The following is a 19,461-nucleotide window of genomic DNA, read 5'->3' as shown; positions in this document are numbered from 1 at the left end:
GCTGGTCTCAGCAGCTTAACGGTCAATCCAGGGAATCGGACGGCGAGCTTGTCGGCCATTCCGTCTCCCTCTGTCCAGGCCGGCCAGGTGTTTGAGCTGGTCAACACGTGGTATTGGCATTCTCTTTTTTTGCAAGTACGTTATTCATCGATGGATAATATGGCCCACACTCCGTCTGGAATCCCGCTGCAGCCCGTATACGGGCCGGCGGATAGGGGCGCGGAGCCTCCGGCGCCCGGAGAGTTCCCCTTCACCCGTGGCAACTTCGCGTCCGGTTATCGCGGCAAGTTGTGGACTTTCCGCCAGTACTCCGGCTTCGGCACCGCCGAGGAATCCAACCGCCGCTACCGCTACCTGCTGGAACAGGGCGGGACCGGGCTGTCGGTGGCGCTCGACCTGCCCACTCAATGCGGATACGACTCCGACGACCCCGAGTTCGGCGAGGAGGTCGGCCGCGTCGGCGTCGCGGTCGACACCCTGGCCGACTTCGAGATCTTGTTCGACGGCATCCCGTTGGACAAGCTCAGCACGAGCATGACGATCAACGGAACGGCGGCGATCCTGCTGGCGTTCTATGTCGCCGCCGCCGAGAAAAAAGGGATTCCGCGGGCGAAGCTCACCGGGACCATCCAAAACGACATCCTCAAGGAATACGCGTCGCGCGGAACCTGGATCTGGCCGCCGGAACCGTCACTGCGGCTGATCGCCGACACCATCGAGTTCTGTGCGGTCGAGGTTCCGCGGTTCAACGCGATTTCGGTGGCCGGTGCCCACTTCCGCGACGCCGGTGCCAACGCGGTGCAGGAGATGGCCTTCACCCTGGCCGACGGGGTGACCTATTGCGACACCGTGGTGCAGCGCGGTCGGATGACGATCGACCAGTTCGCCCCGCAGATCTCGTTCTTCTTCTACACCCACGGAGATTTCTTCGAAGAGATCGCCAAATACCGTGCGGGACGGCGCCGTTGGGCGACCATCGTGCAGGAGCGCTACGGGGCGACAACGGCCAAGGCGGCGATGTTCCGCTTCGGTTGCGTCTGCGGCGGCGCATCCCTGTACGCGCCGCAGGCCCACAACAACATCGTCCGGGTGGCCTACGAGGCGATGGCGGCGGTGCTGGGCGGTGTCCAGTCGATGTTCACCGCGGCCTGGGACGAACCGTTCGCGCTGCCCACCGAGGAAACCACCACGCTGGCGCTGCGCACCCAGCAGATCCTGGCGCACGAAACCGGCGTGGCCAGCGTCGCCGACCCGCTGGGCGGCTCGTATTTCGTGGAGGCCCTGACCGACGCCACCGAGGAACGCATCATCGAGATCATGTCCGACCTCGAGCGGCACGGCGGCATGGTCCAAGCCATCGAGGACGGGTACTTGCAGGGCCTGATCGCTGACGAAGCCTTCAACCTGCATCGGGACGTCGAAGCCGGTACGCGACCCGTTGTCGGGGTCAACCGGTTCGTGACCGAGGAGCCCGAACACGATGTCGTCACCTACGAGCTCGACGCCGAAGGGCGTGACTTGCAGCTCAAGCGACTGTCCCAGGTCAAGGCCGAAAGAGATTCGGCCGCAGTAAATTCCAGCCTTGCAGCCTTGTCGCGTGCTGCCGAGGGGGACGACAACCTGATGCACAAGTTGATCGACTGTGCCAATGCCTACTGCACGGTCGGGGAGATGGTTTCCGCGCTCAAGGCGGTCTGGGGCGAGTTCCAGCAACCGGTGGTGTTCTAGATGGCGGTAAGAATCCTGGTCGCCAAACCCGGCCTCGACGGACACGACCGCGGCGCCAAGATCGTCGCCCGTACCCTGCGCGATGCCGGATTCGAGGTCATTTACACCGGCATCCGGCAGCGCATCGAAGACATCGCGTCGATCGCTGTCCAAGAAGACGTCGCCGTCGTCGGCCTGAGCATCCTGTCCGGTGCGCATCTGGCCCTCACCGCCCGGACTGTCGACGCGTTGCGCGCCGCCGACGCCGCCGACATCGCTGTCGTCGTCGGGGGCACCATCCCGCACGTCGACGTCCCCAAACTGATCTCGGCCGGCGCCGCCGCCGTATTCCCCACCGGCACACCGCTCGAGAACCTGGTGCGGGAAATCCGTGCGCTGACCGGCACTGCGGAGATCGAACCGAAGCAACCAGCTACGGAGGAACCATGCGCGTCGGAGTGATGATCGGCGCCGAGCGTGGCGATATGGCCCGCAAGGTGGACAAGCTGGCCTCCGATATCGAATGGGCCGAATCCGCGGGTCTGGATACCGCGTGGATGCCGCAGGTGCCCAACGATTTCGACTGCCTGACCATGGTGTCGTTGATGGCCGCGCATAGCGCGCGCATCGAGTTGGGCACCGCGGTGGTGCCGCTGCAGGCCCAGCATCCGATTGCGCTTGCCCGCCAAGCACTTTCGACGCACGCGGTGGCCGGTGGACGGCTGGCGTTGGGTGTGGGACCGTCGCATCACTGGATCATCCGCGACATGCTCGGCTTGCCGTACGAGAAGCCGGCCGCGTACACCCGCGACTACCTGCAGGTGCTCAACGCCGCGATCGCGGGGCCGGGATCGGTTGATGTCGAGAATGATTCGTTCACCGTGCACAACCCGATGGCGATCGGGGCCGATACCCCGATGCCGGTGCTGGTCGCCGCGCTGGGGCCGGTGATGCTGCAGATCGCCGGTGAACTCGCCGACGGCACCGTGCTGTGGATGGCCGATGAGCGCGCAATCGGTGATCACATCGCACCGAAGATCACCAAGGCGGCCGCGGACGCTGGTCGTCCCGCGCCGCGGATCATCGCGGGTATTCCGGTATGTCTCTGTGCGCCTTCCCAAATCGACGAGGCCAAGGAGCGGGCCAACCGCATCTTGGGCGAGGCCGAGGTGTCGCCCAACTACCAGCGCCTGCTCGACCGCGGCGACGCGCGCGACGTCGGTGATTTGTGTGCGGCCGGCGACGAGGAAGCGATCCTGGCCCGGATGCGGCGGTTCGCCGATGCCGGTGTGACCGACTTGTCGGTGCGGCTGTTGCCCATTGGCGACAACCGCGACGATCTGGTCGCTTCCAAGCGCCGCACCCGCGAAGTGATCGCCTCGCTCGCAGCGGAATTGCGTTGACTGCGAGCAACGTCGGGCCGCTGGCAGGGATACGCATCCTCGAAGTCGGCACCATGCTGGCGGGTCCGTACGCGACCATGCTGCTCGCCGATCTCGGTGCCGAGGTCACCAAGATCGAGCCCGCCGGCGGTGAGATCTCGCGCAGCGTCGGCGCCACCTACTTCGCCAGCCTCAACCGGAACAAGTCCAGCATCATCTTGGACCTGAATTCCGATGCGGGACAGCAACGGTTGGGCGAGCTGGTGGGCCAGGCGCATGCGCTGCTGGTGAACCTGAAGCCGTCGGCCATTCGGCGCCTCGGACTCACCTATGACAAGCTGTGCCGGCACAACGAGCGGATCGTCTGCGTCGCGATCACCGGGTTTGGGCTGTACGGCGGCGACGACCCGGCCTTCGACTACGTGGTGCAGGCCGGTGTCGGCACAGCCGCGCTGACCGGTGACCCGGACGGGCCGCCGACGCTGCCCGGCTACTCCTCGGCCGACAACTCCACCGGAATGACTGCGGCACTGGGACTTTTGGCCAAGATCATCTCCGGAACCGGCGGACAGGTCGATGTGTCGCTGCGCGACGTGATGCTGTCGCAACTGAACTATCACGCGTCGGCCTACCTCAACAGCGGCATCGAGCCCCAGCGCCGACCGTACGGGGCCCACTCGTATTACGTTCCAGCCCAGCTCTTTCCGACCGCCGAGGGGTATCTGGCGCTGTTCATCACCCACGACGGCTTCTGGAAGTCGTTTGCCGCCGAAGCGGGCATCGGGGGCTTCGAAACGATGGCCGAGCGAGTCGCGCGCCGCGACGAAGTCCTGGCGGTGGTTACAGCGATGCTGGCAACCGACAGCGCCGCCGGGTGGGAACGACGACTGCGCCCGTTGGGTGTTCCGGCAGCGGCCGTCAGGACCCTGCCCGAAGCGCTCGAGGCGACACCGGAAGTGGTTGTGAGGGCAGGGGATTTCCGCCTCGTCGGCAGCCCGATCCACGTTTCCGGATACCAGCCCGACTATCGGCCGCCGCCGGACCTGGCGCAGTGAGCGCGCACCGCGAACGTGAACCTAATTTCACGCTCGCGCTCGAGTGTGACGGTAGGTTCACGTTCGCGGCGCGAGTGGCTCACGATTTGCGAGTGTGCGGCTGGCCGCACACTCGGCGTCAGGCGTTGGCCCCGGCGGCCTGCCTCTCCTGATAGAGCCGCGCCCACTCGGCCCGCGGCCGGATGGACACGTCGACGTCCGTCGCCTTGGCGCGTAGGGCTTTAACGGTCGCCTGGTCGCGGGGGGTGCGGGCGAAGGGGTCCCAGCTGAAGAACCGGCAGGCATTGCCCCAGGTGATCTTGTTGATGTCGGTGTCGTCGGCGCCGGCGGCGTTCAGCTCGGCCAGCACCTGCTCGGGCGCGTCGGGCCAGAAGCAGTCCGAGTGCGGGTAGTCGCATTCCCAGGCGATGATGTCGATGCCGATCTCGTGGCGCAGCTTGAGCGAAGTCTTGTCGGTGACGTAGCAGGCCAGTGAGTGCTCGCGGAACACGTCGCTGGGCAGTTGAGAGCCGAAGTCGCGGCGCAGCCACTTCTGGTTGGTGTAGTGACGGTCGCTGCGATCGAGATAGAACGGAATCCAGCCGATGCCGCCCTCGGAGAAGGCGAACTTCAGGTCGGGATAGTTGCGCATCGCGGGGCCCCACAGCAGATCCTGCGCGCACATCGCCGACACCTGCGTGGCCAGGATGATCATGTTGTCGATCGGCGCGTTGGGGGCCATGCTGATCGCCCCGAATCCGGTGCCGATGTGCAGACACATCACCACGTTCTCTTCGGACAGCGTCCGATACACCGGGCCCCAGTAGTCCTCGTCGTGGTAGCTCGGAAGCCCTTCCAGGTGCGGCAATTCGGGCATCGTCACCGCCCGGCAGCCCTTGGCAGCCACCCGGCGGATCTCGGCGCACATCGCCTCCGGGTTCCACGTCGGCAGGATGGCGATCGGGATGAACCGGTCCGGGTAGGAGCCGGCCCATTCGTCGATGTGCCAGTCGTTGTAGGCCGCCACCATTACCAGCGTCGCCTCCTCGCGGTGCATGTTGAGGTGCCGTGCGGAGAAGCCGGTGAACGTCGGGAAGCACATCGACGCGAGGATGCCGTTGCGGTTCATGTCCCGAACGCGTTCGTGGACGTCGTAGACACCGGGGCGCATCTCCGCGAAACCGGCCGGATCGCGGCCCCATTCCTCAGCCGGCCACGACACTACGGCGTTCAGCCCGCTGACGCCCTGCGGCCTGCCCTGGTACATCCACTGGTCGACGCCCTTGTCGTCGACCACGACGACCGGGGCCTCGGGCTTGTATTTGGCGGGCACGTGACGGAGAAACATGTCCGGCGGTTCGACCACGTGGTCGTCGATGCTCACCAGGATCAGGTCGTCGGCATCCATCGGATTCCTCTCCCATGCAGTTCCCATGCAGTTCCCATGCAGTTCCCGTGCAGTTCCCATGCAGCGGCGCAGCCGAATTCGGCTAGCCGTCGCACTCGGTCGTCGTCTCCAGCAGCCGCGGGATCGGCGCGGGATCCAGCAACAGCGCGTCGGACATCGTCAGCTGACCGGCATTGGCGATCATGTTGTCCAGGACGGCCTGCAGATCGTCGCCCTCGATTTCGTAGATGGCGACATAGGGGCCCTCACCGTTCACCGGACGCAGCCGTCGCGCCGAGACGATTCCGTCGAGAGCCACCAGTTCGGGCAGATGGACCTCGTCGTACCAGGTGTTGTACTCCTGCTCGCGTTCGGGCGAACTGGGTCGACTCTCCACGAGCATGATGCCCTTGGCCATCGCGCCACCTCTTTCGTGACTATTCGTAGCGCACCGTGACGGAATCCGAATCGGGTACGCCTTGGCACGTCAAAATGTAGCCGTCTTCTACTTCGTCGTCGTCGAGAGCGTCGTTGATCCGCATGGTCGCGTGTCCGTCCTCGAGGCGGGCCATGCAGGTGCCACAGTTGCCGGCCTCGCAGTTGAACGGCGGATCGAGTCCCGCCCGCCGCGCGCTTTCCAGGAGCGTCTCGCCCGGAACCAGCGGCACCGACGCCTTCTTGCGTTCCAGGTAGATCGTCACCGTGCCGGGCTCGGCACCGTTCGATGTGGGATCTGCCACCCTTGGAGTCTCCTCGGTCGTCGCGGTCAGCGCCGCACGCTGGAACGCTTCGGGTTCCCTCATGGCCGCCCCGCCCGTACTTGCGTTCTTCACTGTAGAGAATACTATTCTCCCTAATCGATAGCATCTTCTCTACTGCGCCGATGTCGGGTCAGCCTGGCCTGCGGGGAAGGACAGGACGTGACCGAGCCGGCCGCGCTCGTGTTTGAGGAACGGCAGTTCAGCTTGCCTGAGCTCGACACAATGGCCAACAGTCTGGCCGCGGCCCTGGGCAAAAACGGGGTCACCGCGGGCCAGCGGGTGGCCGTCATGTCCTCGAACCGGCCGGAATTCGTCGCAGTCCTGCTGGGGATTTGGCGGCTGGGTGCCACGGCGGTGCTGATCAGTCCCGCATGGAAGCACGACGAGGTCGATCACGCGCTGTCGCTGACCGACCCCAGCCACGCGGTCGGGGACCATCCGGTGCTGGCCGGGCTGATGCCGATGCTGCACCTTGATGATCCGGTCGCACCCGCGGACCCGACGCCGATGTCCGCCCTGCCGCGCGCCGATGCGGTACTGGTGTTCAGTTCGGGCACCACCGGTCTGCCGAAGGCGGTCCGGCACACCCACGCCGCACTGGCCGAGGCCGTGCGGCACTGGCGCCACGCGCTGCAACTCAGCCGCCAGGACCGCATCCAGGTTGCCACGCCGCCGTCGCACATCCTCGGTCTGCTCAACATCGTGACCGCGCTGCGCACCGGCGCCTGGTTGCGCCTGCACCGCCGGTTCGATATCGACGCGATGCTGCATCACATCGAAACAGACCGCATCACAATCGAAATGGCGGTCGCGCCGATCGCCCTGGCCATTGCTTCGCACCCGACACTCGAGTCGTACGACCTGTCGTCACTGCGCTTCATCATGTGGGGCGCGACGCCGGTCAGCACGACCGTCGCCGAGACCGTGACACGGCGCACCGGCGTCGGATGGGTCCCGGCTTATGGCACCACGGAACTGCCGGTCATTGCCTGCAATCCGACCGACGGTGCCCGGCTCGACACCGTCGGACACCCGGTGCCCGGGGTACAGCTGCGAGTCGTATCGCTCGAGACCGGCCAGCCGGTCGGCCTGGGCGAGGTCGGCGAGATCCAGGCGCGGTCCAGCTCACTGATGGCCGGCTACCTGCCCGCCGCGGCGACCGGCGAGGCGGTGCGCGACGGCTGGTATCGCACCGGGGATGTCGGCTGGCTCGACGCCGATCGTTGGCTGCGGATCACCGACCGTCTCAAGGAGATGATCAAGGTGCGTGGCTTCCAGGTCGCGCCGGCCGAAATCGAGACGGTGTTGCATGGGCATCCCGCCGTCAAAGACTGTGCGGTGTTTGGCATTCCGGACGGAGCCAACGGGGAAGCCGTCGTCGCCGCGGTGGCCACCCGGGCTCCCGGTGATATGGAGGCGGTCGCCGCCGACCTCACCGCCCGGGTGGATAAGAAGCTGGCGTCCTACAAACATCTGAGCCGGGTCGTGTTCGTTCCCGATATTCCTCGCCTGCCCTCGGGCAAGGTGCTGCGCCGAGTGCTGAAGGAGCGCTATGGATGTACGTCTGACAGCTGAACAGCAACAGTTGCGTGATGCCGCCGCAAAGCTGGCCGACGATCTCGGGCCGGCCACGGTTGCTGATCTAGTCGACGACAGCCGAATCACCAGGCTGGACAAGCAGATTGCGGCGAGCGGCTGGAGGTCGCTGCGCTCCGACGGGGCGTCTGGCGTCGAGGTCGCGATCGTCGCTGAGGAATTCGGCCGCCGGTTGGTCGACACCCCGTTTCTCGGCCCGGTGCTGGCCGACGACCTGGCCCACCGCATCGGGGCCGATGCCGGCGAAGCGACGGTGGCGGTGGCCGATCGCGCGATCGACGCGCGCGGCGCCCGGCGCGTTCTATCGCTGTCCGGCACCACGGTGCTTGCCGCAGCCCCCGGCGCCGCGCGCACCGGCGCCGACTTGACCAGAGCCGACGCCGAATTGGGCGGATCTCCCGAGACGCTCGGCGAGCTGACCGACGACGACGCGGCTCGGTGGTACGCGCTCGCGCTGGTCACCACAACGGCAGACCTGGTCGGAATCGCCCGAGGCGCACACGCTGTCGCGTGTGACTACGCCAAGATTCGTGAACAGTACGGCAAACTGATCGGCTCGTATCAAGCGATCGCTCACCTGCTGGCGGAAAGCCTTGCCCTGATTGAGGGTTCGGTCAGTGTGCTGCGGCATGCCGCGTGGGGCGTCGACGAACTCAAGCCGGCGGAAGCCATCCGGGCCGCGCAGATCGCGAAGGTCTACTGCGCGCGTGCCACCCGCACCGTGTGCGAGACCGGGGTTCAGGTACACGGCGGCATCGGCAATACCTGGGAGTGCATCGCGCACGTCTACCTGCGCCGCGCCCTGACATCGACGGAGCTGTGGCCCGTCACGTTGAAGGAGATCGATCTTGGACTTTCGTGACTCACCCGAAGAGGCGGCCTTCCGCGAGCGACTGCGCACCTGGCTTTCGGCGCACGCCAAGGAATTCTCCGGATCGGGTGACGAGTACTGGGCGCGGATGGCCGACTGGCATCGCGCCCTGTACGAGAACGGCTTTTTCGGCCTGTCCTGGCCGCGCGATTGGGGCGGGCAAGACCTGGCACCGGTGTACGACGTCATCGTCGACGAGGAGCTGGTGCGAGCCGGGGCTCCGCCACGGCCCAGCGTCGGCTATCTGGTGTACGGCATCGGTGAGCACGCCAGCGATGAGGTCCGCAAGCGCTTCCTGCCCGGCATCATCAACGGCACGGAGCGCTGGTGCCAGGGCTTCAGCGAACCCGGAGCCGGCTCGGATCTCGCGTCGCTGACCACCACCGCCACTCGCGACGGCGACAATTACGTTATCCACGGACACAAGATCTGGACCAGCTACTCCGACGTGGCCGACTGGTGTCTGCTGTTGGCCCGCACCGATCCCGACGCGAAGCGACACCGGGGTCTGTCGGCGTTTGTGATCGCGATGAAACAGCCTGGCGTGCAACAACGCCCGCTGCAGATGATGAACGGCGTCACCAACGAATTCGGCCAGGTGTTCTTCGACGGCGCTACGGTGCCGACCGGTCGGATGGTCGGTGCTCCCGGTGACGGCTGGGCCGTTGCGATGACCGTCGTCGGACACGAACGCGAGCCCTCAACTCTCGGCTACGCCGCGCGATACGGCAAGCTTGTCCGAGAACTGTTGGCGCACTGGGAGAATCGCGAAGGGTTGGTTCCTGAAGAGCTGGCCTGGGCCGTTGTTCAGTCGGACATGCTGACCCACCACGTGCGGCGGCGGCTGTCCGAGCAGCTGGACGGGGTGTCGCACGGCTCGGAAGGTTCACTGGACAAGCTGCTGATGACCTGGGTCGAACAGTCCGTGGGGCACGCCGCTCTGGCGGTCGCCGGGACCCGCGATCCGGATCTGCTCAGCGCCTATCTGTACAGCCGCGCGCAGAGCGTCATGGGCGGGACATCACAGATACAGAAAAACATCATCGCTTCGCGCATCTTGGGATTGGGAGTCTGACGTGTACGACATGCCTGCTGAAATCGACGTCCGTGCCGACGGTGCCCTGCGGATCATCACGCTGAACCGGCCGGACTCGCTGAACTCGGTCAACGACGACCTGCACTCCGGACTGGCGCGGATATGGCAGCGATTGACCGACGACCCCTCCGCCCGTGCCGCAGTGATCACGGGTGCCGGCAGGGCATTCTCGGCCGGCGGTGACTTCGGGTATCTCGAGGAGCTCTCGAACGATGCGCAGCTGCGAGCCAAGACCATCCGCGACGGGCGCGAGATCGTACTGGGTATGGCGCGCTGCCGAATTCCTGTGGTAGCGGCGGTAAATGGACCAGCCGTCGGTCTCGGTTGCAGCCTGGTCGCACTGAGCGACCTCGTCTATATCGCGGAGGATGCCTACCTCGCCGACCCCCATGTGCAGGTCGGTTTGGTCGCCGCCGACGGTGGCCCGCTTACCTGGCCGCTGCACATCAGCCTGTTGCTGGCCAAGGAGTACGCGCTGACCGGCACTCGCATCAAGGCGCAGCGCGCCGTCGAACTCGGGCTGGCCAATCACGTGGCTGCCGACCCGCTCGCGGACGCAATCGCTTGCGCCAAAAAGATTTTGGAGCTACCGCAGCAGGCGGTCGAGAGCACCAAACGGGTGCTCAACATTCACCTGGAACGGGCGGTGCTGGCCAGCCTCGACTATGCCCTCTCGGCCGAGAGCCAATCGTTTTTGACCGAGGACTTCCGGGCTAACGTCGCGAAGTTCAACGCCGGGAAGAACAACGCCGCGAAGAACTGAGCCGCACTACGCGACTCAGCTCTTCGGCGGACGTAACTAGCTCTTGGCCGCGGCCTTTTCGCGAGCCTCGGCGGTCTTCTCCGCCCCGCGGGCGGCCTCAGCCTGAGCCTCTTTCTTGGCCACGTCGCGCTGCGCCTTGGCCTTGTCCTGCTGGGCGCGGCCTTCCTTGCGAAGACCCTCGTTGTCGATCAGGATGCCCAGGATTTCCTTGGTCTTCCCGATTGCGTCCTCGATGACGCCCTTGATGCCTTCCACGATTCCATTGTCGCGCTCAGTCATGATGGAACCCCCTTCGTGAGAAGTTAATTGGTCTCATGTCCCGTACCCGAAGAGTCGGGCGCGACAACGTTTTAATCGGCGCGTCGGGTGTGGTGTCGGTCACCTTCTACGTTCACCAGCGACAATGGCTTACGAGTTCGGCCTCAATCGTCGTGATGGCCCAGGAAGTCCCGCATCACCTCGTCGAATAGCGCGGGTTCCTCGATGAAGGGCATGTGAGAGCTCGACTCGAACAACTGGAACCTCGAGTCCCTGATGCGCCGATGCATGGCATACATGTGCTCGTGGTCGCATTCGTCGTAGCGGCCCGCAACGATGAGGGTCGGCAGGTCGAGTTCGGGCAGTCGGTCGAAGACGTCCCAATTGCTGATGTTCCCGACGATGCGAAAGTCGCTGGGGCCGAACATCGTTTCGAAGACCTCGGCTCCCATGCGGATGAACGCTTCCTGAAGTTCTGCTGGCCACGGGTGGACGCGGCACAGATACGTCTCATTCCAGGTGCGGATCGCGTCCTGGTATTCCGGCGACTGCGTCGTGCCGGCGGCTTCGTGGTGGTCGATGGCGGATTGAGTATCCGGGTCCAAGTCACGCTTGAGCCGGCCGACCATCTGCGAGAACGCGGGGATGGACGCGATGCTGTTCGAGATGGTCAGGCTGGCCGCGGTAGACGGGATGTCGAGCAGGTACTGCTGCGCCAGCATTCCGCCCCACGAATTGCCGAACATGTGGAAGCGTTCCAGGCCTAGCGCACCGATGACGGCGTCCACTTCGGCGACCGAACGGTCCATCGTCCAAAGGGTGGGGTCCGACGGGCATTGCGAATTGCCGCAGCCAAGCTGGTCCCAGAAAATGACCTCGCGTTCATCGGCCAGGCGTTGCAGCGACAGCAAATAGTTGTGCGGCACGCCGGGCCCGCCGTGGATCGCCAGCAGGGGAAGACCGGGCCCACCGCCGACGCGCTTGAACCAAACATTTCCGCCCGGAACCGCGATGGTCCCCTCCGACTGAGTCATGGCTGTCCGCCGCCTCCCTACGTCTGAAAGAGCACTGTCCGCGGATGGCACGGAATCGTAGTCGGCGGAGCTTTCGGTGCGGTCATCCGGCGCCCGCGTTCTTGCAACTGCCACTCTCTAAATGAGAGAATATTGTTCTCATTGATCTGCGCGCGGCCCTCGAAGCCCCGCACGTTGCTGGCTGAACTGGAGAAACCCGTGCCTGAAGCAGTGATTGTGTCCGCTCTGCGGACCCCCATCGGCACCGCCCGCAAGGGAACGCTGCGCGACACCACCGCGTTCGAGCTCGCACACCACGTCGTCTCGGAGGCGGCCACCGACCTGGATCCGGCGCGGGTCGACGACGTGATCCTGGGTGAAGGGCTCTACGGCGGCGGCGTGGTCGCCCGGCATGCGGCCATCACCGCGGGGCTGTCTCACGTGCCCGGTCTGGCCAACAATCGGCATTGCGCGGCCGGGCAGGCGGCGGTGCAGAGCGCGGCGGCGAGCGTGCGCGCCGGAATGGACGAGCTGGTCATCGCCGGAGGTGTAAACGCGGCGTCGACCTCACCGCGGTCCCGGATCCAGGTGGACGGCGAGTGGGTCGACTGGTTTCCGCCGACGCACCCGGACCGCCCCGACGCCCCCAACCTGGACATGTCGATCACCGTGGGCTGGAACGCGGCGGTCAAGGCGGGTGTCAGCCGCGAGGAGATGGACGCCTGGGCGCTGCGGTCGCATCGCAACGCGATCGCTGCGATCGACGAAGGCCGCTTCAAGGAGGAGATCGTTGCGATCGAGACGCCGCACGGGCTGTTCTCGGTCGACGAGCACCCGCGCCGCGACACCACGATGGAGAAGCTGGCCGGGCTCAAGCCGCTGCATCCCGAGATCGACGGTTTTTCGATCACCGCCGGCAATGCGTGCGGTGCCAACGACGGCGCGGCGGCGTTGATCATCGCGAGCGACCGGCTGGGTGCCCAACTCGGTTTGCCGGCACTGGCTACCGTGCGGTCCTGGGCTTCGGTCGGCGTCGACCCCGCGATCACCGGTTTGGCGCCGGTCGACGCCATCCCGAAAGCCCTTGCCCGTGGCGGTCTTTCGATCCCTGATGTAGACCTGTTCGAAATCAACGAGGCCTTCGCTGCGATGTGCGTGGCGACCGTCAAGATACTCGAGCTCGATCCGGACAAGGTGAACGTCAGCGGCAGCGGTTGTGGCCTCGGACATCCGGTCGCGGCCACCGGGGCCCGGATGCTGGTCACGCTGGTGCACGAACTGCGTCGGCGCGGCGGCGGCATCGGTGTCGCCGCCATGTGTGCCGGCGGCGGCATGGGCTCGGCGACGGTCATCGAAGTCGCGGCTCCATAATGTCTTCATGACGATCGCCGACCTAATTGCCGGAGCGCGCAACGGATCTCAGCGCGCTGCGGGTCGGCTGCTCAGTCTCGTCGAGGGCGACGAGCGCGACGAGGTGCTGGCCAGCATCGGACCGGCAAGTGCTCGCACCGTGCGTGTCGTCGGGATTACCGGGCCGCCCGGTGCGGGTAAGTCGACGACGGTTGCGGCCCTCGTCGGGGCCTACCGCGAGCGCGGCCGCCGGGTGGCCGTATTGGCCGTCGACCCGTCGTCGCCGTTCAGCGGCGGGGCGCTACTGGGCGACCGCATTCGAATGGCCGCGCATATCAATGACTCTGACGTGCTGATCCGCTCGGTGGCAAGTCGCGGACATCTCGGTGGTTTGGCGGCCGCGGTGCCGGCGGCCATCCGCCTGCTGGGTGCGATCGGCTACGACTTGGTGCTGCTGGAAACCGTGGGGGTGGGACAGTCGGAGATCGAGATCGCTGCCGTCGCCGACCCCACCATCGTCATCCTCAACCCCGGGGCCGGTGACGCCGTCCAGGCCGCCAAGGCGGGTGTGCTTGAAGTCGCCGACATCGTCGCGGTCAACAAGGCCGACCGCGAAGGTGCTGAACAGACCGTGCGCGACCTGCGCGCTGAGACCAAGGCGCCCATCGTCAGCCTGATCGCCGCACGGGGTGAGGGTGTCGCCGACCTCGTCGCCGTCATCGACGACCATCACCGCACCGACAGCCGTGAGCGCCGGTTGGCGCGAGCCCGCGCTCAAATCCTGTCCCTGGCCCAAAGCCAGTTGCGAACCCGGGCGGACCTCGAGGCGCTGGCTCAGTCGGTGGTCGACGGCCGGGAAGACGCGTACTCGGCGGCGCGACTGCTGTTACGCGCAGGTCAGGACCAGGATTAAGGTGGCATGTCCCCCAATCGGGGGAACGGGGGTTCAACCGGATTCCGGCCCGATCAGCGGAGGTTTAGCCAGCTAGAGCGGCCTAACTTAACTCTTGTATCCACGACGAGTTAAGGAGACCCGCAAGATGACTCGCACACCCGAACTGTCACCGGCACGGTTGCATGACCAGGTGGAGCTGTACCGCCAAATGTGGGTCTTGCGCCTGCTCGACATGGCGGTGGAGGAGTTGCGCATCGACGGTCGCCTCAATCAGCCCGTCCAGGCCGCCTTCGGCCAGGAGGCCGTTGCCATCGGAACCGCCGCGGCACTTCGCCCCGGCGACGTCATGACCACCGGCATCATTCATCTGCAGCACGCCCAGCAGGTCGCTTGCGCGCTGCCGCTGGGTCCGGCCATCGCCGCGTTGACCGGACCGGGCTTCGGTCCGGACGGTGACGAGGACGCCGCGTTCGTGGCGTCGGTTCGTGGGTTGTCGGCAACCAGCGCTCTGCAGCAGTCGCCGCTGCTGGCCGTGGGACATGCCTACGGCAAGCAATTGCTCGACGACGGCCGGGTCACGTTGTGCGCCATGGAAACTCGTGACGTGAAGTCCGCGGACTTCGCCGAGGCCGCACACATCGCGGTGTCCTGGCAGCTTCCGGTGGTGTTCGTCGTCGAGAATGCCCGTCAGGACAATTACGCCGCCGAGTGCCACGGCATCCCGGTGCTGTCTGTCGACGGCAACGACGTTGCGGCGGTGCGTGACTCGGTCGCCGAGGCCGTGCGACGCGCCGGCGAGGGCGGGGGCCCCGTTCTAGTCCAGGCGATGACCCAGCGTACGAATGGCGTCTCCTCGGTCGACCCACTGGTCTTCGAAAGGCAGCGCCTGATCGGCGCCGGCATCAGCGCCGGCCACCTCTACGAGCTGGAGCGCCGGGCGCGCCACCTGGTCGCCGAGGCCGAGGCCCACGCGAAGGCGATGTTGGCCGAAGAGCAGCCGGAGCCGATTCGGGAGCCCGAAGTCTGGCCGGCCGCTAGTTGAGCAGACCTTGCCGCATCGCCTCGGCGACGGCGGCAGCCCGGTCACTGACCCCGAGCTTCTCGTAGAGCCGCTGCACATGGGTCTTGACGGTGGAGGGTGCCACGAACAATTCGCCGGCGATCGCGGGGATGCTTTGACCGCGCGCAATCCGATTGAGCACTTCGCGCTCGCGAGCGGACAGGACAGGAGCCGACGGTTCGGCTCGCTGCCGAATCTGCGCGGCAAGGCCTCCGGCAAGAGAGGGGGCCACCACGTCGTTTCCGTTCGCGCAATCGAGCACGGCTTTGACGATCTCGGTGCGCGTCGAGTCCTTGAGCAGAAAGCCGGCCGCGCCCTGCTGCAGCGCTTGATACACGATGGCCGCCTCGTCGTGGGCGGACAACAGCAGCACGCGGGTGGGCAATTCGTTGCTTCGCACCGCCGCGGCTACTTGGGCGCCGTCCATGCCGGGCATCCGGAAGTCGAGCAACGCGACGTCGGGCCGGTGCTCCTTGATCAGTTCCAACGCTTGCGTGCCGTCGTCCGCCTCGCCGACGACGTTCACCTCACCGCTGAGCGCGAGTGCGCGCACCACCCCTTCCCGGAAGAGCGGGTGATCATCGCCGACAACGACGCTGACCTTCTCGGGCGTTGCTGCGCCGGCCATGGCGGTCAGTGTAGCGGTTTGCCGCACCAGGGCAGATTGTCGCCGCGGACAACCTGATGCGGTTTTTGCCGCTTAGCCCCGGTGGGGCGCGCACAGATGAGTACTGTGTTCGCGTGGCGGATACCAGCGATGCAGAGTTGCACCGGGTACGCAGGATTCACCAGCTGCGCTCGTATCGGATTGCGTCGGTGATTCGGATCGGCGTGGTGGGCCTGATGGTCGCCGCCATGATCATCGGTACTCCACGGCATGAATGGCCACAACAAACCGTATTGATCGTTTCGTACGCCGTAATCGCACTGGGTGCCTTGGCGCGGGCGTTTTCTCCCTTTCCATGGCTCGAGCGGGGGCGTTTGGTCGGGATCGGCCGCCTCGAGCCGTTCGCGTTCACCATCGTTGACGTCGTAACGGTGACGGTCTTTCAGGTTTTGTCCACCGACCGCATCGATCCGTTGCTGATCATGATGCTGCTGCCCATCTTCATCGGCCTGGATGTCTCGTCGCGGCGGGCGGCGGTGGTACTGGCCTGCTCGATGGCGGGGTTTCTCGTTGCGGTGCTGGAAGATCCGTTCATGAAAGACGAATTCGGACTTGCCGAGTGCATGTTCCGGTTCGCACTGTACGGCTGCCTCTGCGGCACGGCCTACCTGGCTGTGCGCATGGAGGAGCGGCACACGCGCGCGATCGCACGGTTGAGTGCGCTGCGGGAAGAATTATTGGCTCAGACGATGACCGCGTCCGACGTGCTACAGCGCCGCATTTCGGAATCCATTCACGACGGACCCCTGCAAGACGTGCTGGCCGTGCGGCAGGAGGTCGTCGAACTCAGGGCCGCCTATCCCGGTGATGAACGTGTCGAGCGCGCCCTCTCCGGTCTTCAGGTCGCCTCGCAGAGCTTGCGGCAGGCGACTTTTGAGCTGCATCCGGCGGTTCTCGAGCAGGCCGGGCTGGGTGCCGCGGTGCAGGAGTTGGCCGCCTACACCCAGCGCCGGTCGGGCATCGAGGTCAGCACCGACATCGATTACCCGATCCGCGACGAGATCGACCGAATCGTCTTCGGCGCCGTGCGCGAACTGCTGTCCAATGTCGTGCATCACTCGAAGGCTCGGCACGCATCGGTCACGCTCGGGGTCACCGACGGCAAATGTGTGTTGGACGTGACCGACGATGGGGTGGGCTTCGACGCAGAGACCATGGCGCGCCGCCTCGGCGAGGGCCACATCGGATTGGAGTCGCACCGGACCCGGGTGGATGCGGCCGGCGGCATCTTTCTGATCCTCGACGCCCCCGTGGGCACCCACATCTGCGTCGAAGTGCCGCTGAAGGGCTAAACTCCTACTTCAGGTCGACGGACTTTCCGGTGGCAGCGGCGTAACCCGCGCGGTAGCCGAAAACCATTGCCGGGCCGATGGTTCCGCCGGCGCCGCCGTAGGCACGGCCGGTCGCTCCGGCCATCGCGTTGCCCGCGGCGAACAGGCCCGGGATCGGTTCCCCATTGACATGCAGCACGCGGCCGTCGTGATCGGTGCGCGGTCCGCCCTTGGTGCCCATCGCGCCGATCGACACCGGCACGGCGTAATAGGGCGCGGTGTCGATCGGGCCGAGCGTTTTCCCGGCAGCCGTGGTGGCACTGTCGTCACCCCAATAGCCGTCGTACGCACTGGCACCGCGGCCGAAGTCAGGATCGGCCCCCTCGGCGACGTGGCGGTTCCACTCGTCGATCGTGCGGATCAGACCCTCGGCGTCGATACCGGTCTTGGCGCCCAGTTCGCTTAGGTCCGCGGACTCGCAGAACCAGTCCGGAACCGGCTCGCCGGGAGCGACACCCAGAAATCCGTAGCGCTGCAGGTGAACTGAGTCGAACACGATCCAGCCGCGATCATTGATATACCCGCCACGGGGATCTAGGTACTGGAACGCGCCGGCCATCGAATTGTAATCGCACGCCTCGTTGACGAATCGGTGCCCGGCCTGGTTGACGATGATGCTTCTCGGCCGGGTCCGCTCCAGTCGCACGCTGCGGCTGCGCTGCTTGCCTTCAATGGTGTCGCCGGGGATCTGCACGATCGGGACCCACCATGCCTCGCCCATGTTGGCCAGATCCGCGCCATGCGCCATCGCCATCCGCAGCCCGTCGCCGGTGTTGTTCGGCGGCGAGACCGGACCATGCATCGGGCCGCGCAGGAATGCCTGCACCAAGCCGGGGTCCCACTCGAAGCCGCCGACACCGAGGACGACGCCGCGGCGGGCGCGCACGTTGATCCGCTTCGTGGCCAAGGCAATTCGCACGCCGGTGATTTCTCCGCCCTCGGCGATGAGTTCCTCGGCGCGAGCGTTGGTGTGCGGCGTCACCCCGGCATCGAGTAATCCCTTGAGTAACCCCGCGATCAGCGCGGTGCCGGCGACGCACAGATCGCTGCCTTCCTCGATCTGCACATGCAGGCGCGCGCGGGTTTCGGCGTCGATACCGACGTTGGACCAGTCGGCGGGAAACGAGGTAATCCGTTGGCCCCACTCGCCGATCTGGTTCAGGTCGAACGGTCCCGCACTCAGAGACCGGCCGCCGGTCGGCTGGCCGCCGGGCAACTCCGGCCGGTAATCGGGGAACCCGGCGGCGATGTCGAAGCGCAGGGCGCTGTGCCCCTCCACGAATTCCAGCATCGTCGGGCCGGTCCGCACGAACGTTTCGACCAGGGCATCGTCCATCTGCCCGAGGGACTGCGCACGCAGGTACCGCAACGCGTCGGCTTCCGTCAATTCGCCATCGGGAGAACGGTTATGGGCGGGGATCCAGATGATGCCACCAGACACCGCGGTGGTCCCGCCGACGGTCGGGGCCTTCTCGAACACCTCGACGGAGGCACCGGCGGCAACCGCCGACAGTGCGGCGGTGAGCCCGGCCCCGCCGGTGCCGAGCACGACGACATCGACTTCGGAATCCCAAGACATCAACTGCAATCCCTTCAGCTCAGCAGCTCGGACAACTGCTTCGCGGCTTTGATGACCGCTTCCTTGCCGCGCATCACGACGTCCTCCCGATGGGAGATGAGGTTGATGCACGTCGGTGGGGACGGCGCCGGACGGTGGACCGCCACGGCCAGACCATACGTATTCGGTTCGATCTCGCCATAGGTCGTCACCCAGCCGAGCTCGCGTGCCCGCGACACCAATTCCCGTTCACCCGGGCGCGGCGGCAGGCTTGCCAGCAAGGCGATTCCGGCGGCGCCGCGGTCCAGCGGATACCGACTGCCCTCGTGGAAAGACAGTTGGTAGGCGACGTGGCTCGGCACGATCACCGCGACCGCCACCTGTTGATCGCCCTCGGCGACGAGCAAGGACACGGTGGTGCCCAGCTCGTCGGCCAGGGCCCGCAGCGTCGGCAGACTCAGCTGGCGCACATTGCGGTCGAACGCAGCACCGAGCACCGCGAGGCCGGCGGCCGGCCGGTATCGCCCGTCTTCGCCCTTGGCCACCAAGCGAAATTGGGACAGTGTCGTCAGCAGGCGATAGGCGATGGTCCGGTGCACCCCGACCTGGTCAGCGAGCTGCTGGACGGTCAGTCCGGTCGGGGACTCCGCCACCATCTGCAGCGCGGTGATTCCCCTCGCCAGCGTTTGCGAGCCGGCACCCGAACCCGTCACAGCCTTGACATACCTCCAT

The 19,461-nt window shown here is 66.1% G+C and carries 20 protein-coding genes; 12 read left to right on the top strand and 8 right to left on the bottom strand.

All coding sequences use genetic code 11. The features are described from left to right. The first annotated feature begins 150 nt into the window (after window positions 1-150). The 4 genes from MJO58_RS24020 to MJO58_RS24005 are packed head-to-tail and all read left to right on the top strand — an operon-like array spanning window position 151 to window position 4,144. Window positions 151-1,728 carry a methylmalonyl-CoA mutase family protein gene (locus MJO58_RS24020; RefSeq protein WP_090606732.1) on the top strand — a complete coding sequence of 526 codons (1,578 nt, stop codon included), beginning with the start codon at window positions 151-153 and terminating at the stop codon, window positions 1,726-1,728. Further along, a complete protein-coding gene (locus MJO58_RS24015; protein ID WP_239721223.1) occupies window positions 1,729-2,169 on the top strand; it encodes a cobalamin-dependent protein in 441 nt (146 codons plus the stop codon). Next, a complete protein-coding gene (locus MJO58_RS24010) occupies window positions 2,154-3,110 on the top strand; it encodes an LLM class F420-dependent oxidoreductase (RefSeq protein ID WP_239721222.1) in 957 nt (318 codons plus the stop codon). Before MJO58_RS24015 ends, MJO58_RS24010 begins: the two co-directional genes overlap by 16 nt. Further along, on the top strand, window positions 3,107-4,144 hold the full coding sequence (locus tag MJO58_RS24005; protein ID WP_239721221.1) for a CaiB/BaiF CoA transferase family protein: 1,038 nt from the start codon (window positions 3,107-3,109) through the stop codon (window positions 4,142-4,144). Before MJO58_RS24010 ends, MJO58_RS24005 begins: the two co-directional genes overlap by 4 nt. A gap of 118 nt (window positions 4,145-4,262) precedes the next feature. Here MJO58_RS24005 and MJO58_RS24000 read toward each other — a convergent pair whose 3' ends face one another. The 3 genes from MJO58_RS24000 to MJO58_RS23990 all read right to left on the bottom strand — a co-directional run bounded on the left by MJO58_RS24000 (window position 4,263) and on the right by MJO58_RS23990 (window position 6,313). Beyond that, window positions 4,263-5,531, bottom strand: coding sequence for an amidohydrolase family protein (locus tag MJO58_RS24000; protein WP_090606722.1), 1,269 nt, complete (start codon window positions 5,529-5,531; stop codon window positions 4,263-4,265). 82 nt (window positions 5,532-5,613) lie between these two features. After that, window positions 5,614-5,928: a DUF4286 family protein gene (locus MJO58_RS23995; RefSeq protein ID WP_090606719.1), complete on the bottom strand. Its 315-nt coding sequence runs from the start codon at window positions 5,926-5,928 to the stop codon at window positions 5,614-5,616. 19 nt (window positions 5,929-5,947) lie between these two features. Further along, complete coding sequence (locus MJO58_RS23990; RefSeq protein WP_090609603.1) at window positions 5,948-6,313, bottom strand: 2Fe-2S iron-sulfur cluster-binding protein; 366 nt, start codon at window positions 6,311-6,313, stop codon at window positions 5,948-5,950. 117 nt (window positions 6,314-6,430) lie between these two features. On the opposite strand from MJO58_RS23990, the gene MJO58_RS23985 reads away from it, so the two are divergent. Genes MJO58_RS23985 through MJO58_RS23970 form a run of 4 tightly spaced genes read left to right on the top strand, consistent with a single transcriptional unit; the run spans window position 6,431 to window position 10,597 of the window. Next, on the top strand, window positions 6,431-7,846 hold the full coding sequence (locus tag MJO58_RS23985) for a class I adenylate-forming enzyme family protein (protein WP_239721220.1): 1,416 nt from the start codon (window positions 6,431-6,433) through the stop codon (window positions 7,844-7,846). Continuing rightward, on the top strand, window positions 7,824-8,729 hold the full coding sequence (locus MJO58_RS23980) for an acyl-CoA dehydrogenase family protein (protein WP_239721219.1): 906 nt from the start codon (window positions 7,824-7,826) through the stop codon (window positions 8,727-8,729). The genes MJO58_RS23985 and MJO58_RS23980 overlap by 23 nt, the downstream gene beginning before the upstream one ends. Next, the gene (locus MJO58_RS23975) at window positions 8,716-9,813 is read left to right on the top strand and encodes an acyl-CoA dehydrogenase family protein (protein WP_239721218.1); all 1,098 of its coding nucleotides are present in this window, start codon (window positions 8,716-8,718) and stop codon (window positions 9,811-9,813) included. Before MJO58_RS23980 ends, MJO58_RS23975 begins: the two co-directional genes overlap by 14 nt. Before the next feature lies 1 nt (window position 9,814). Beyond that, window positions 9,815-10,597, top strand: a complete 783-nt coding sequence (locus MJO58_RS23970) for an enoyl-CoA hydratase/isomerase family protein (protein ID WP_090606708.1) — start codon at window positions 9,815-9,817, stop codon at window positions 10,595-10,597. 36 nt (window positions 10,598-10,633) lie between these two features. On the opposite strand, the gene mbp1 is transcribed toward MJO58_RS23970, so the two are convergent. After that, window positions 10,634-10,876, bottom strand: a complete 243-nt coding sequence (gene mbp1, locus MJO58_RS23965) for a microaggregate-binding protein 1 (RefSeq protein ID WP_090606705.1) — start codon at window positions 10,874-10,876, stop codon at window positions 10,634-10,636. 143 nt (window positions 10,877-11,019) lie between these two features. Continuing rightward, window positions 11,020-11,889 (bottom strand): proline iminopeptidase-family hydrolase, encoded by an 870-nt coding sequence (locus MJO58_RS23960; protein ID WP_239721217.1) that lies wholly within the window; start codon window positions 11,887-11,889, stop codon window positions 11,020-11,022. A 198-nt stretch (window positions 11,890-12,087) separates the two neighbouring features. Here MJO58_RS23960 and MJO58_RS23955 point away from each other — a divergent pair, with 198 nt between their 5' ends. From MJO58_RS23955 to MJO58_RS23945, 3 genes are all read left to right on the top strand, one after another. Continuing rightward, entirely contained in the window at window positions 12,088-13,239 is a 1,152-nt protein-coding gene (locus tag MJO58_RS23955; protein WP_239721216.1) for a thiolase family protein, read from the top strand. Window positions 13,240-13,246: 7 nt separating this feature from the next. Continuing rightward, complete coding sequence (gene meaB / locus MJO58_RS23950; RefSeq protein WP_090606700.1) at window positions 13,247-14,131, top strand: methylmalonyl Co-A mutase-associated GTPase MeaB; 885 nt, start codon at window positions 13,247-13,249, stop codon at window positions 14,129-14,131. 127 nt (window positions 14,132-14,258) lie between these two features. Continuing rightward, window positions 14,259-15,155 carry a thiamine pyrophosphate-dependent enzyme gene (locus MJO58_RS23945; protein WP_175364532.1) on the top strand — a complete coding sequence of 299 codons (897 nt, stop codon included), beginning with the start codon at window positions 14,259-14,261 and terminating at the stop codon, window positions 15,153-15,155. On the opposite strand, the gene MJO58_RS23940 is transcribed toward MJO58_RS23945, so the two are convergent. Beyond that, complete coding sequence (locus tag MJO58_RS23940) at window positions 15,148-15,801, bottom strand: response regulator (RefSeq protein ID WP_090606697.1); 654 nt, start codon at window positions 15,799-15,801, stop codon at window positions 15,148-15,150. The two genes, MJO58_RS23945 and MJO58_RS23940, sit on opposite strands and share 8 nt — an antisense overlap. A gap of 113 nt (window positions 15,802-15,914) precedes the next feature. Here MJO58_RS23940 and MJO58_RS23935 point away from each other — a divergent pair, with 113 nt between their 5' ends. Continuing rightward, the gene (locus tag MJO58_RS23935) at window positions 15,915-17,132 is read left to right on the top strand and encodes a sensor histidine kinase (RefSeq protein WP_217493148.1); all 1,218 of its coding nucleotides are present in this window, start codon (window positions 15,915-15,917) and stop codon (window positions 17,130-17,132) included. A 4-nt stretch (window positions 17,133-17,136) separates the two neighbouring features. On the opposite strand, the gene MJO58_RS23930 is transcribed toward MJO58_RS23935, so the two are convergent. Next, on the bottom strand, window positions 17,137-18,750 hold the full coding sequence (locus tag MJO58_RS23930) for an FAD-dependent oxidoreductase (protein ID WP_239721215.1): 1,614 nt from the start codon (window positions 18,748-18,750) through the stop codon (window positions 17,137-17,139). 14 nt (window positions 18,751-18,764) lie between these two features. Next, a complete protein-coding gene (locus MJO58_RS23925) occupies window positions 18,765-19,442 on the bottom strand; it encodes an IclR family transcriptional regulator (protein ID WP_090606688.1) in 678 nt (225 codons plus the stop codon). Window positions 19,443-19,461: the final 19 nt, after the last annotated feature.

The sequence above is a fragment of the Mycobacterium lentiflavum genome (assembly GCF_022374895.2).
GTDB lineage: Bacteria > Actinomycetota > Actinomycetes > Mycobacteriales > Mycobacteriaceae > Mycobacterium > Mycobacterium lentiflavum.
Note: the sequence above shows the minus strand (reverse complement) of the source record. Positions and strands in the feature narration are given on the sequence as shown.